This window comes from Streptomyces inhibens, from assembly GCF_022221585.1.
GTDB lineage: Bacteria > Actinomycetota > Actinomycetes > Streptomycetales > Streptomycetaceae > Streptomyces > Streptomyces inhibens.
The window spans coordinates 3,637,496-3,651,295 of the sequence record NZ_CP084681.1; the positions used below are offsets into that span (position 1 = coordinate 3,637,496).

Annotated in this window: 6 protein-coding genes, 1 tRNA gene and 3 pseudogenes; 2 read left to right on the plus strand and 8 right to left on the minus strand. The window is 68.4% G+C overall.

The annotated features are described in order from the left end of the window. Positions 1 to 4 precede the first annotated feature (4 nt). The gene (ettA, locus tag KI385_RS16660) at positions 5 to 1,669 is read right to left on the minus strand and encodes an energy-dependent translational throttle protein EttA (RefSeq protein ID WP_238572990.1); all 1,665 of its coding nucleotides are present in this window, start codon (positions 1,667 to 1,669) and stop codon (positions 5 to 7) included. Between the two features lie 325 nt (positions 1,670 to 1,994). Then, positions 1,995 to 3,392 (minus strand): Cys-Gln thioester bond-forming surface protein, encoded by a 1,398-nt coding sequence (locus KI385_RS16665; protein WP_238572991.1) that lies wholly within the window; start codon positions 3,390 to 3,392, stop codon positions 1,995 to 1,997. Positions 3,393 to 3,705: 313 nt separating this feature from the next. Here KI385_RS16665 and KI385_RS16670 point away from each other — a divergent pair, with 313 nt between their 5' ends. Continuing rightward, positions 3,706 to 3,906, plus strand: a complete 201-nt coding sequence (locus KI385_RS16670; RefSeq protein ID WP_238578097.1) for a hypothetical protein — start codon at positions 3,706 to 3,708, stop codon at positions 3,904 to 3,906. A gap of 263 nt (positions 3,907 to 4,169) precedes the next feature. On the opposite strand, the pseudogene KI385_RS16675 reads toward KI385_RS16670, so the two are convergent. From KI385_RS16675 to KI385_RS16690, 4 genes and pseudogenes are all read right to left on the minus strand, one after another. Beyond that, a pseudogene (locus KI385_RS16675) lies at positions 4,170 to 4,487 on the minus strand (single-stranded DNA-binding protein); the annotation flags it as partial. 209 nt (positions 4,488 to 4,696) lie between these two features. Further along, entirely contained in the window at positions 4,697 to 6,598 is a 1,902-nt protein-coding gene (locus KI385_RS16680) for a YfjP family GTPase (RefSeq protein WP_238572992.1), read from the minus strand. A 608-nt stretch (positions 6,599 to 7,206) separates the two neighbouring features. After that, positions 7,207 to 8,499 (minus strand): annotated as a pseudogene (locus tag KI385_RS16685) (ATP-binding protein); the annotation flags it as partial. A gap of 651 nt (positions 8,500 to 9,150) precedes the next feature. After that, positions 9,151 to 9,540 (minus strand): annotated as a pseudogene (locus KI385_RS16690) (GTPase); the annotation flags it as partial. A gap of 311 nt (positions 9,541 to 9,851) precedes the next feature. On the opposite strand from KI385_RS16690, the gene KI385_RS16695 reads away from it, so the two are divergent. Further along, positions 9,852 to 9,924 (plus strand) — tRNA-Arg (locus KI385_RS16695). Positions 9,925 to 10,100: 176 nt separating this feature from the next. On the opposite strand, the gene KI385_RS16700 is transcribed toward KI385_RS16695, so the two are convergent. Beyond that, positions 10,101 to 11,249, minus strand: a complete 1,149-nt coding sequence (locus KI385_RS16700) for a tyrosine-type recombinase/integrase (protein WP_238572993.1) — start codon at positions 11,247 to 11,249, stop codon at positions 10,101 to 10,103. A 510-nt stretch (positions 11,250 to 11,759) separates the two neighbouring features. Beyond that, on the minus strand, positions 11,760 to 13,637 hold the full coding sequence (locus KI385_RS16705; RefSeq protein ID WP_238572994.1) for a S8 family peptidase: 1,878 nt from the start codon (positions 13,635 to 13,637) through the stop codon (positions 11,760 to 11,762). Positions 13,638 to 13,800 lie beyond the last annotated feature (163 nt).

Here is a 13,800-nt window from a genome sequence, read left to right on the forward strand (position 1 = left end):
TCGGTCAGCCCCGGGTGAGCTTCTTGTACGTGGCGCGGTGCGGGCGGGCCGCATCCGCACCGAGGCGCTCGATCTTGTTCTTCTCGTACGACTCGAAGTTGCCCTCGAACCAGAACCACTTGGACTCGCCCTCGTACGCCAGGATGTGCGTGGCGACGCGGTCGAGGAACCAGCGGTCGTGGGAGACGACCACGGCGCAGCCCGGGAACTCCAGGAGCGCGTTCTCCAGCGAGGACAGGGTCTCGACGTCGAGGTCGTTGGTCGGCTCGTCGAGGAGGAGCAGGTTGCCGCCCTGCTTGAGGGTGAGCGCCAGGTTGAGGCGGTTGCGCTCACCACCGGAGAGCACACCGGCCGGCTTCTGCTGGTCCGGACCCTTGAAGCCGAACGCGGAGACATACGCCCGCGAGGGCATCTCGACGTGACCGACGTTGATGTAGTCCAGCTCGTCGGAGACCACGGCCCACAGGGTCTTCTTGGGGTCGATGTTCTCGCGGCTCTGGTCGACGTAGGAGATCTTGACGGTCTCGCCGACCTTGATGTCGCCGGCGTCCGGGGTCTCCAGACCCTGGATCATCTTGAACAGCGTGGTCTTGCCGGCGCCGTTCGGGCCGATGATGCCAACGATGCCGTTACGCGGCAGGGTGAAGCTCAGGTCCTCGATCAGGACCTTCTCGCCGAAGGCCTTGTTCAGCTTGTCCACCTCGACGACGACACTGCCCAGGCGCGGGCCCGGCGGGATCTGGATCTCCTCGAAGTCCAGCTTCCGCATCTTGTCGGCCTCGGCGGCCATCTCCTCGTAACGCGCCAGACGGGCCTTGGACTTGGCCTGCCGCCCCTTGGCGTTGGAGCGCACCCACTCCAGCTCTTCCTTCAGACGCTTGGCGCGCTTGGCGTCCTTCTGGCCCTCGACCTTCAGACGGGTCTGCTTGGTCTCCAGGTACGTGGAGTAGTTGCCCTCGTAGCCGATGGCACGGCCGCGGTCGAGCTCCAGGATCCAGCCGGCGACGTTGTCGAGGAAGTACCGGTCGTGGGTGACGGCGACGACGGTGCCGGGGTACTTCGCCAGGTGCTGCTCCAGCCACTGCACGGACTCGGCGTCCAGGTGGTTGGTGGGCTCGTCGAGGAGCAGCAGGTCGGGGGCCTCCAGCAGCAGCTTGCACAGCGCGACACGGCGGCGCTCACCACCGGAGAGGTTGGTGACCGGCCAGTCGCCGGGCGGGCAGCCCAGCGCGTCCATCGCCTGCTCCAGCTGGGTGTCCAGGTCCCACGCGTTGGCGTGGTCGAGGTCCTCCTGGAGCTTGCCCATCTCCTCCATCAGCGCGTCGGAGTAGTCGGTGGCCATGAGCTCGGCGACCTCGTTGAAGCGGTGCAGCTTGCCCATGATCTCGGCAGCGCCGTCCTGCACGTTCTGCAGAACCGTCTTCGACTCGTCCAGCGGCGGCTCCTGCAGGAGCATGCCGACGGTGTAGCCGGGGGAGAGGAACGCGTCACCGTTCGACGGCTGCTCAAGACCGGCCATGATCTTCAGCACCGTGGACTTACCGGCGCCGTTGGGACCCACGACACCGATCTTCGCGCCCGGCAAGAAGCTCAGCGTCACGTCATCGAGGATGACCTTGTCGCCGTGCGCCTTGCGCGTCTTGCGCATCGTGTAGATGTACTCAGCCAAGAGAAACCGTCCGGCAGATTGGATCGATCAGGGTCTGTGCGGCACCGTCCCAGGGTCCAGGTGCGCCGTGGCCAGGGAGGGCAGATACACCCCATCTTGCCGTACGTCCATCCCTTGATGGAAACGGGTGCCAAAGGGCGGACGCCAGCGACCCCGGAGCGCCACTGCGCTCCGGGGCCTTGGGGTACGCCATCGACCACCGCCCGCTGACCGTAGAGTCACCGAGCGGTCGCCGACTGTCACTGTGTGCCGAGGATCACCGGACCCCCGGCGTGAGCCGGAGGTCCCGCGCTACCGGGCACCCGGTGCTTGTGCGGGTCGAGCGTCACTGAGCGGGGGTGCCGGCCTTCTTCTTACGGAGGAAGAACACCGCGGCGCCGCCGACCACGACCAGGACGACCGCGATGCCCGCGATCATCGGCGTGGCGTTGCTGGAGCCGGTCTCGGCGAGGTCGCCGCCCTTGTCGCCGCCGGTGCTGCCGCCGACCGAGGCCGGGCTGGGCTGCGAGGAGGGCTTGCCGCCGCCGCTGCCGGCGGTCTTGCAGTCCAGGACGCCGGAGAAGGTCCTCTTGAAGCCGCCCGCACCCTTGATCGTGATCTCGTACGGCTGGTCCTCGGCCACCGGAACGGTCACGGTCTGCGACTTGCCCGGAGCGACGTCGTAGTCCTTGCCGGACAGCTGGAAGCGGAACGCCTCATCGCCCTTGTTGGTCGCCGTGACATCCACGCCGCCCTTGGAGCAGTTCTTCTCGGCGGTGATCGCCGGGATGGCGCCCTGCTTCTTCCAGGAGACCGTGGCGGCCGCGGAGACCGTGGACTCGCTGGAGCCGGCCAGGATCTGGGTCTGGCTCTTGGCGTGCTCACCGATGCCGGTGAAGGCGCGGCCGACCGGGACCTTGGTGGCGGCCTGCGCGGTCAGCGAGGTGCTGCCGTCCGCGGCGCCCGCGGGCACGTCGAAGAACAGCTGGGTGCCGTCGGCGGCGCTGGTGACCGGCTTGCCGTCCTTGCCGACGACCTTGACGCCGGCCGGCACATCGGCGGCCGGGGAGATCGTCACACTGTCGGCGTTGGTGTGCACGGTGACCGGGCCGAGCTTGCTGCCGGACTTGCCGGAGACGGCCGGCGGGTCCAGCGTCAGCGACGCCTTGGGCTCGGCGACGCTCTGCGCGCTCTTCTCGAGGTAGTCGGCGAGCTTCTCGGCCGCCGGGTCGACCGCGTCCACCTTGACGTGGTCGGAGAAGCGCCAGATCGCGACCTGGGTACCGGCCGCGGCGGTCTTCTCGGTGAGGTTCCCGGCGCCGGCCTTGGAGGCGAGCGCGGCCAGGTCGTTCACCTGCGGGTAGGAGTTCTGCAGGATCCAGCGGATCTTGCCGGCGTCCGCGTTGTTGTGCAGCGAGGAGGCGCTCCAGGGCACTTCCTGGTACTTCGCCTGCTGCTGCGTCGGGTTGTGGATGTCGATGCAGTACGTCTGGAGCGTGCCGCCGTTGTCGACCGACATCTCGAAGAGCCCGGCGCCGACGCGCTGGTCCCCGCCATCGTTGTGCACGACCGCCTGATCGAAGATCTTCAGCCCGCCGAGTGTGGCGGTGGCACCCCCGTGCGCCGGGGTCGTCTCGTCCGCCGCGGCAGTCCCCGCGGTGGCTATCGCACCCGCCGCGACCAGGCCCGAGGCCAGGACCGCAGCGGCAAGGCGGGCTGCGCCCCGCCCCTTCATCGAAAGCATGAATTTCCCCTCTGGGCGAGGCGGTCGAGTGGGGAGGTTGCCTCGCCGGAAAGATCCCAAAGAACTCAACAGCCGAACAGGTCAGCCCCCGTGAGTACTTGTCGGATCTTATGGAGCAGGCGCATCAGGGTCCCCAGTAATGGCATCCCATAAGCGATCCGAATCGCAATCGTTACCGACAACAGGCACCCTGACCTGGCATTATCGACAAATCCCCGGGACTTTTCAGGGCACTGGCGCCTTGTGGGGTGAAATTGCCCGAGCTGAAGCCGCCACGACCGAGGGTTCGGGCGGTTCCAAGGGGGCCTGAGGGGTGGGGGGTTCTGGCGCCGTCGATGCCTTGGGGGTGGGTGGCGTGGGGGTGGGTGGCGTGGGGGTGGGTGGCGTGGGGGTGGGTGGCGTGGGGGTGGGCGTACGGGCAGACGTACGCGTACGGGCGGTCATAGGGGTATCGGTGGCCGTGGGCGTACCGGTGGCCGTGGGCGTACCGGTGGCCGTCAACACCTTTTCCTGAGCCTCCCGTTGTGGAGAGGGCGACGCCGCGGACGATTGCACGGGCTGCGCGTGTGGCCGTGGCAGCGACTGCGGCTGTGGCAGTGGCTGTGGCTGTGGCTGTGCCGACGGTTGCGACGGGACGGGGTCCACCTCCATACGCGCCGCCCGCGTGCCCCTGCGGAATGCCGCGGTCCCGCGCGAGAGATCGTGTCCGATCGCGACGGCGTCGACCTCCGCCGAGAACCAGCGCTGCCCACCCCGCTCGGCCGGCTGCTCCCCTTCCCGCAGCCGCAACCGTCCCTGAACCACGAGTGGTTCCCCCACCGCCACCGAAGCGGCGACATTGTCCGCGAGTCCGCGCCACGACCGGACCGTATAGAAACTCGTCTCCCCGTCGGTCCAGCGCTCCTGCGACTTGTCCCACCGCCGGGACGTCGCCGCGAGCCGGAACCTCGCCACCGTCACACCCGCCGTCGTCTGCCGGTGCTCCACCGCCGTCGCGGCATTCCCCACCAGCGTCACCATCGTGTCATTCACGGAACACGCCTCCCCCGCGTGATGCACGCTCGCTCTTCGTCGCTCGCGCTGCGTTGACCTCATGCTGCACGGATTCCGCGAACGCCGCGGGAGCCTGTGGACGGGTGGCCGACTGTGGACAACTCGGCCACCCGGGAGGGGAGTCGCCCCCCGGCTGGGCCACCTCCCGGGCGGTCACAGCCCCGACCGTTGTCCCCGTCCGGGCCACCGTCCCCGTCGGCCGCGCCACCGCCCGGCCGGTCGCGCCCCGGGCAGTTCTCACCCCTCGGCCGTCACGCTCCCGACGCCACCGCGTACTGCTCCCGCACCTCGCGATAGCGCAACAGCTCGGCGGCGACCGGCTCCAACACCCGGGCCCGTCCACAGCCCGCCGCCGCACTCCGCAGCCGCCGCTCGGCATCCTGCCCGTAACGCCTGGCCGGGCCGCGCGCCACCGCCCGGCACATCCACGCGAGCACCGGCCCGCCGACCGACCCGACGACCGCGGGCAGCAGCCCGGACACCCAGGCCGTCGCATCGCCCACGCCCGTGATCGCGCCCAGCAGCCACAGGAGACCCACCACTTGGAGTACGGACAGCAGCCCCTGCAACGCGGCCGCCACCGTCCACCACCGCGGCTTCATGGCCGGCCCGTCCCTCAACGACTCCTCGGCATCGTCCGCCACCTTGTCCAGCGCCTCCGGAAGCCCGTACGCACCCCGGTCCGCCGCCTCGCGCACCGCCTGCGCCCAGGGCGCCGGCAACCCACGCGCCGCCTCACCGGCCACCGCCCGTACGGCCTGCTCCACCACAGGACGCGCCGCCGCCCGGCCGTCCACCGTCAGCCCCTCCCCGCCGTCGGCCAACCCCCCGGCCCCGCGCAGCCGTCCGGACGCGCCCTGCCTCCCTACGAGGGCCCGCCCCGACTCGGCCCGCCCGGCACCGGTCGGCCCACCGCCCATCCGCCCGGCATCGTTCCATCCACCACCGGTCCATCCACCACCGGTCCATCCACTACCGGTTCGCCCGCTACCGGTCCGCCACGCACCCGTCGGCCCCGCTTCGCTCCGCCCCCCGCAGTTCTCTCCCGTAGCAGCGACCCTCCCCGTACAGGCAGCGCCCACGCCCGTCGCCCCTCCCCGGGTGCCGGGGGCCCGCCCGGCCCCTCGGGCAGTCCCTCCAGTGGCCCCCGTCACCCCTCCCTCATCGGCGCCCGCCTCTCCCCACCGGCCGGCCCTCCACCCCCGCATCCGCATCCGCGCCCACGGCGACCCGCACGCGCGCTCCGCGTGGCGCAGCCAATCGCGTTCCGCCGCGCGCCCGGTGGCCACCGCCCCCACCGCCTCGGCCAAACGGTCGTCGAACTCCTCCCGGGCCCGTTCCGTCAGCCCGACCCGGCTCTGCGCCACATACACCGACCGCAACCGCTCGGCCGCCGCATCCACATCCGCCGCCAGCCGCCGGTCCGCCGCCCCTCGTTCCTCGACGAACTGACCGAGCGCTTCCCGTAGTTCCGCTACGCCCTTGCCGGTCGCGGCGGACAGCGCGAGCACCGCCGCCCCGGGCTCCCCGTGCTCGCCGAGCGCCAGCCCGTCCTCGTCCAGCAGCCGCCGCAGATCGTCCACCACCTGGTCGGCGGCGTCCCCGGGCAACCGGTCCACCTGATTCAGCACCACGAACATGACCTCGGCGTAGCCCGCCAGCGGCCGCAGATACCGCTCGTGCAGCACCGCATCCGCGTACTTCTCCGGGTCCACCACCCAGATCACCGCGTCCACCAGCTCCAGCATCCGGTCCACCTGCGCACGGTGCTCGGTGGCCGAGGAGTCGTGATCGGGCAGGTCGAGCAGGATGAGTCCGTGCAGTTCGGTGCCGCCGTCCGCCGGGGTGTGCCGACGGTGCGCGGCCACGCCCAGCCGCTGCAGCAGCCCCTCCGCCCCCGGCCGGCCGCCCGGCCAGACACAGGCCACCGGCTCGGCGGTCGTCGGCCGCCGCGGCCCGACCTGCGAACGATTCACCCCGGCCAGCGCGTTGAACAGCGACGACTTGCCACTGCCGGTCGCACCCGCGATGGCGACGACGGTGTGCTCACCGGACAGCCGATACCGCTCGTCCGCCGCCTCCAGCACCCGCCCCGCCTCCTCCAGCGTCCGCGCGTCCAGCCGGGTCCGGGACAGCGCGATCAACTCACGCAACGCATCCAGCCGCCCCCGCAGCCCACCCCCCGCGGCCCGCCGCCCCCCATCCGCGACCCACCGATACCCACCCGCGCCCCCGTCCCCACTCCCACTCCCGCTCCAACTCCCGCCGTCCACACCCGCCCGCTGCCCTTGCTGCTGCCCCCTCGCCTCAAGCAGCGACGCGCCACGCGCCCCCTCGCCGTACGAAACAGCACGTGAATCCACAGCACGTGAATCCACAGCACGCGCCCCGGCACGTGAATCCTCCGCACCCGACACAACACCTGAGCCCCCGGCATAGGACGCACCGCCCCCCGCCGCGGCAAGTGACTCACCCCGCGCCCCACCCACCCCACGCCGCCCCCCAGGCCCGGACACCCCCACTCCCCCATCCCGAGCCCTCCGCGCGATCAACCCGTCATCCCACGCCCCACCGGCCCCCTCCCCCCGTACAACCACCGACTCCCCATCCCCGGCCCGCTCTTCGCCCTCTCTGCCCGCTCCACCCTCCCCTGGCTCCACGGACCCCACGGACCCCACCAGCCCCTCACCGACATCCCCGTCCCCCGCCCCCCGCCCAACCCCCGAGCCACCTTCCCCGGAACCGGTCACCTCAGAAACTCTCACCCCGACACCTCCTCCTTGCGCATCTCCATCCCCATCCCCCGCCCCATCCCTCTCTCCTTCTCTTCCTCCTCCTCCCTCTCCTTCTCCCTCTGCATCACGGACAGCGCGGCGATCAGCTCCGACTGCTGGTCCGGCGGGACAGTCAGCTGGTCCAGCGGTGCCAGCCGCCGCTCACGCTCGCCGTCCAACGCACGCTCCAGATACGTGGCCAGCAGCCGGCCGCCCCGGTCGCAGAGCCGCAACGCGGTCTGGGCCCCCAACAGGTCGGCGAGGTTCTCACCCGCCGTACGGGCGCGGCGGCCGCCGAGCAACGCGGTGGCCAGCAGCGCCGCCGACTCCTCCGGCTCCACAGAGCCCGCGCGCTCACCGGCCTGCCCGGCGCGCGCCTCACGGGTCTCCTCCTCGGCCAACTCCTCCAGGCAGCGCCGCCAGCGCCGGACGAGCACACCGAGACGTCCGCCCGCACCCGCGGCACCGGCGGCCGACGTCAACGAGACCTCCGCCGCTGCGGGATCACGCCGCCAGGCGTCCGCGGCCCGCTCATCGGCCTCCTCCACGGCGCAGGCCAGCAGCGACGTCAGCCCGTGGGTCAGCGCATCGAGCAGCTCGTCCGGCCGTCCGCCGAGCCCATGGTCACGCCAGTGGGCGCGCGCGTCCCCGGACAGCACCTCACCGGCCGCGACCTCCCGCCGTACCCGCTCCGCGGCCCGCTCGTACGCCTCCTCGACCCGGCCGGCCAGCCGCAGCGCCGCGGCGTGCTGGGCGGCGGCGGCCCCGGCCAGCGCGGGCAGCCGGCTGCGCAGCGAGGCGATCACGCCGGCGGCCGTACGCTCCGCGGCGGCGGCGCGGGCGATGGGGTCCTGGGCATGCCGCTCCAGCCAGTCCCGCAGCGCCGCGACAGCCGTGGCCGGCAGCAGCCCGCTCCCACCGCCGGCCGACTCGGGCAGCTCGGGAATGGTGAACCGCGGGACGTGGCCAAGACCGGCGCGCTGGAGGAGCTCCGCGTACCGCCCGGAGATATCGGTGGCGATCTGGTGCGGAACCCGGTCCAGCACGGTCACCAGCGTGACGTCGTACTCCTTGGCGGTACGCAGCAGATGCCAGGGCACCGCATCCGCGTACCGGGCGGCCGTGGTGACCAGCACCCATACATCCGCCGCACAGATCAGCTCCGCGGCCAGCTCCCGGTTCCGGGCGACCAGCGAATCAATATCCGGTGCGTCCAACAACGCCAGCCCACTGGGCAACGCCGAATCCGTCTCGATCCGCACCGCAAGCATCCCCGCCTCGGCCCCACCACCCCCACCCAAACGCCCCCCGACACCCGCGCCCGCTCCTGCTCCTGCTCCTGCTCCTGCTCCGAGGCCTCCGCCAGCGCCTCCCTCTCCACCACGCCCCGCATCGCCATACGCCCCGTGACCACCCCCCGCGGCGCTTCCCGCCGCGCAGTCATAGCCATACGCGGCCCCCCTCACCCCACCGCCATACATTCCACGGGCCTCGCCGCCCCCCTCCATCCCACGAGCACCAACCACACCAACGGCCCCGCCCCCGCCGCCATGATCGCCATCCCCACCCACACAAAGGCCGTCCGCACCATGCCCCCCATAGCCCGCACCACCCGCCCCACGCACACCATCGCCCCCATACACCGAACCCGACCCACGAACCTCCTCTCCCCCGTACACCGAACCCGGCCCACTCGGCCCGCGAACCTCCTCTCCCCCATAGCCCGCACCCAGCCCGTACACACCACGCCCCCCATGAGCCGAGCCCAAGCCGCCCCCACCAGCCACCCCACCGCCCCCACGCCCACTTCCGGCCCCAGCCGTCACACCCGCGCCACGCCCACCCCCACGCACACCAACCCCCGAACCCAAGCCACGCCCCCCGAACTCCCCCGGCCCCAGACCGCCGCCCCCCGCCGCGTACTCCTCCCCCTCACCGCCGTCATCCTGCTCGGGGACCCACATCCGGGCGAGCTGCGGCAGCACCCGCGGCCCGGCGAACCAGTGGAGATCATCGGGATGGCAGACCAGCACCGGCGTACGCGTCGTCGGACGCAACACCCCGGCTTCCGAGACCCTCCGCCCGACCAGCGAATTGACCAGCGTGGACTTGCCCGCCCCGGTGGATCCGCCGATCACTGCGAGCAGCGGGGCCTGAGGAGACCGCAGGCGGGGAATCACATAGTCATCGAGCTGAGCGAGCAGCTCGGCCCGGTTGCGCCGGGCGTAGGCAGCGCCCCGTAGTGGCAGCGGAAAGCGGGCGGCGTCGACACGGTCGCGCAGAACGGACAGCGCGTCGATCAGCCGGGGTCGTACGTCCAAGGTCGCCACATGTGCAGAATGCCCAATTTCGTTGGGTTTTTGAAGCGTATAACCCCTCGTGCGCGCCGCAAGAACCCCGACAGAACGGGATGAGTGGCGCATGGGACGTTCAGGACAAGTGAGACACAGGCATAACGAGTGCACAACACCCGCCGCACGAGACGCCAAAAGCGATGCAGGATTCGTACCTGCCTGCGATTATCGGGACCGCTTCACCGAACCTCCACAACGTGCCACGGAGGTGAAGCAACCGGGACGAGGCACCCGGACCTCTATCCTTGTCCGCGGTCCGTGATCCACGTCCACACCCGGCCCCCGTAGCTCAGTGGATAGAGCAGGTGCCTTCTAAGCACTTGGCCGCAGGTTCGAGTCCTGCCGGGGGCGCTCCGCAAGACCCTTCCTTCGGGAGGGTCTTTTTGCTGGTCAGGGCGCGTGCGGGCGCACACGCCAAACAGCCGGACGCTCCCCTGGTGACCATGGGGAGGTCCGGCTGTGTCCGGCTGTCACCGGGTTTCTGCGGGTGGCTGTGTCGAATACGGGTCGAGGTTTCGTGGGCCGCCTCAGTCCGCCGCCGGCAGGTCGCCTTCCGCCTCGATGCGCCGCTTGAGGTCTGTGAGCTGTCCGGAGATGCAGCGCGCGTAGGCGGCGAGCAGCACAGCGACGCTGTTGCCCGCCCACTCTGCGACCTGCGCCGGCGGCACACCGGCGTTGAGCCAGTTTGTGAGGCAGGTGTTCCGGAGGTCGTAGACCCGCTTGCCGAGCAGCGAGTCGAACTCGTGAGGCGTGAGAACGGCGCCCCGGGCGCTCCGCCATCCGCGGCGGATGACAGAGCCGGCGAGCATGCCGCCCTGCTCTCCCTGGAACAGCCGGTCGCCGGGCTTCAGCCCCTCCGCTTCGATGTGGTCGCGGAGGATCTTCGTCAGCGCGGGACGGCACGGTACGACGCGGGTGTCACCGACAGCGCGTCCCTTCAGCCCACGCTCCTCATGGACTTCGCCGGTGTCCGTCCACTGCTTGCCCACTTCGGGGTGCGCCGTGTGGAACAGCAGTTCACCCCACTGATCCGGGGCGCTCTCCTCGGGCAGACGTACGTCCAGCACGCCCATCGCCACTGCTTCCTCCGGCCGCGGCCCGGCGTAGTACATCGTGGAGAAGAACGCGTGCAGCCTTCGGCCGCCGCGGGGGCGAGTGCGCACGCATGCGAGTAGGGCAGCCGCCTGCCGACTGTTGATCAGGGACCGTTTGTCGACAACCGAGGACGTCTTTGGCGTGGTGCCCCTCCCCTTCGGCAATGGATTCGACCGCAGCGTTCCCTGTTTCACTGCGTGCTCCATGGCCACGTTCAGGACCCGACGACTGCGCTTGATCGAAGATGCGGCGACTGAGCTCCCGTCCAGCTTCGTACCCACCGCGCGAAGGATCTCTTCGACCTTGCCCGGGTCCTCCCAGGCCGCCATCGACAGGGAGTTGCGTCCGACCCACGCGAGGATGGTGGCCCCCTCGGGTGGAGCGTCCTGCCGACGCCGGGTGTTGAATGCCCACTCCCGCAGGCCTGTGCGGACATCGACAGCCTTGAAATTGTTCGACACCGTGGGGAGCAGGGCGATAGTCGTCGCCATGAGCACCTTGGCCACGGTCTTCCGGTTGTTGCCGGAGGTCCGTTGCCACTGAACATCACAGAACTCGATCGCGAACGCATACCAGTTCACCGCGGCGGCTCCGGAGCAGTAGGACACCGGCCGGCCCGTGGTGACGCTGAACGCCTCGCCACGACGTGTGGCGGTAATCAACGGGGCGTACGACTTCCATCCAGTCTCCGCCGTAACCGACCTCACGATCCCGCGGCTCGCCCGACGAATCCAGGCAGCTGCCGAAGCGCGAACCGAGAGGCGAATGGTCTATCTGGAGCACGGCAAAGAGGTCAAACACACCAGTTGACCGCGATTGCCGCCAGCCGCACCGGCCGCACACAGGCCACGGCTGCACGCCAGGCTTCCACGGCCCTCTCGAATCACGTTCGGGAGGACACGGAACGCCCCCTCAGGTGTCCCAGCTGTCCGGTTAAAGCCCTGACCAGTGAAAACGCCCCCGGACAGCAGAAACAGGAGCTGTCCGGGCTGTCCGACTACCGGCGGCGCATCCTCGGGGTGTTGAACGCGGGATGCGTTCAACACCCCGGCGCCTGATCAACCGCCGTTTGGCGGCGGCTGATGTCGTCCCTATGGCTGCAGGGAGATTGGCACCTCGATCTGAGGCTGCAGAATCTCCAATCGTCCACCGAAAGCACGTACCACCTTGTTATAGATATCTGGATCTTTCGAACTGATGGTGACCACCAGAGCGTACTCCACCTTTTCCGATGCGTTGTCGGCCAACTGGTCGATTCTCGACAGATGCCGAACATCGAAAACCGGCCTGAGAAGGGACGAAGCCCGAAACGTCTTGGACTTATGCTTCACCGTCTCCCACTTGTGCGCCCCATGCCGCAGCTCACTCTCTGACATATAGTCGCTGTTTTGAAAGAAAGCCGTGGTCGCAGGATGAACACTCTCCTCCTTCGACATCTTCTCGGCATGAGGCCGAAAGAGCGGATGGATAGCGCTTCCCGTGTACGCGTTGGGAGTGCGTGAGTCAGTAGGCGAGTTTATGCAGTACGTCGCGCTGATCTTAATATCCCCCTTCCCGATGTCTTCTGGAAGAGGGATGGGCATGCGAAGAACCTGGCTAGGTTCAATATCCCCTTGATACAAAACGCGCACCGAGTTGGGCTTACAGACTACAAAATCCTCGATCTCATCTGGAATGCGCCCCCAACCGGCCTCCTCGATGGAGGATTCATCTCGCTGTGCACAGTGGACCAACAGAGCCTTGAGCGCCAGAGCCTTCATGTGGCCACCAAAGTGTGCGCGAATACCGGCAGCTATACGCAACACTGCCGGGGCCGCGAAGCTGGTACCACAGGCGGACAGTACATCGCCCCCAGGGAACCTCGGCACAAAATGGAAGGGGTTGTACGCAGCCCCACCAAAGGTCAGCACGTCAGGCTTTACCAAGCCTGGCGACCTCCCTGGACCAATAGCACTGTAATCGGCACGCTCCCAGTAGAGCCGATCGCTATCCGCAGCACCAACCGCAATGGCATTAACGCAATCAGACGGAACCTGAACTCTCGCGTTCCCTGACTCCCGGTCCTGGTCGCCATTATTCCCAGCGGCCACAGTCAAGAGTGTTTTTCCGCGCGAAAGGTACTCATCCAAGACAGCTGTCCACGGATGAACCTCATCATCCTCAATGGGCAAAGAGGGACCGAGGCTCAGATTGACGAAATCGTACGCCTCCTCCTCCAGAACACTTCTGATCCTTTCAAGCGCGTCATAGAGAAGGTACGGGTCGTCCGAATTTTCATCGAGCACGCGATAGTGATCGACCGAAGCGTACGGCTGCGGAACCGACTGTCCAGACTTCAAAGGGCCAAACAACGCCGCGGACGTTACCATGTGACCATGGTCGAGATACTTCTCGACGATCGGTCCCACACCGTCAGCATCTAGCCCGTCAGCCCACGCTTTCAGGGGGCCCTCAGGCGGCAGTCCCCCGTCGAATATCGCTGTCCGGATGGATGGATCCAAGGCTGCTTTATTCGGAAGTGACGGAACTGCAAAACCTGGGGCTATTACACTCCGCTCAATCGGATGCATCGTCCGCAAAGTTGGCATCGGCCGAAGAACCCGCAGGAATGAGAATTTACTCAATTCGCCGAGTTCGTCGCGGTTCGCCACGACAGGCATGAACATGATTCCTGAAACGGGGATGCTGCGGTCAACTTCAGCCCGCGCACCACAGGATCGAGCATAACGGGCGAACGATCGCAAGATCGAATCACTGCCCGAATTTGGCCAATGCAGAGCGACCTCAAAGATAGATGAACTAAGGTCACCACTAATGCCTCGTTGCTTCTCTTGCACACCCGGAGCCCGAAAAGCCTCCATAATCCGGATGGGAGAATTCTCCCCAAATACCCCCTGAACCCCCATACGCTGGTGCAGCTCAGAGAACTTCTCTCGGCTGCCCGCGACGAATAATTCACTTGTCTCCATCGGCACGGGATTGCCTTTTCGGGTCCACTTACTAGGTGTCACCCGAGCCCCACGTGATCCGACGTAGGACAACCCCGCATCCCTGATGAAATTTCCAGGGTGATAGCTTTTCGCGATGAACTGCGGATGAAGAGTGAGAACGCCAACGGCCCTATCGTTCGGG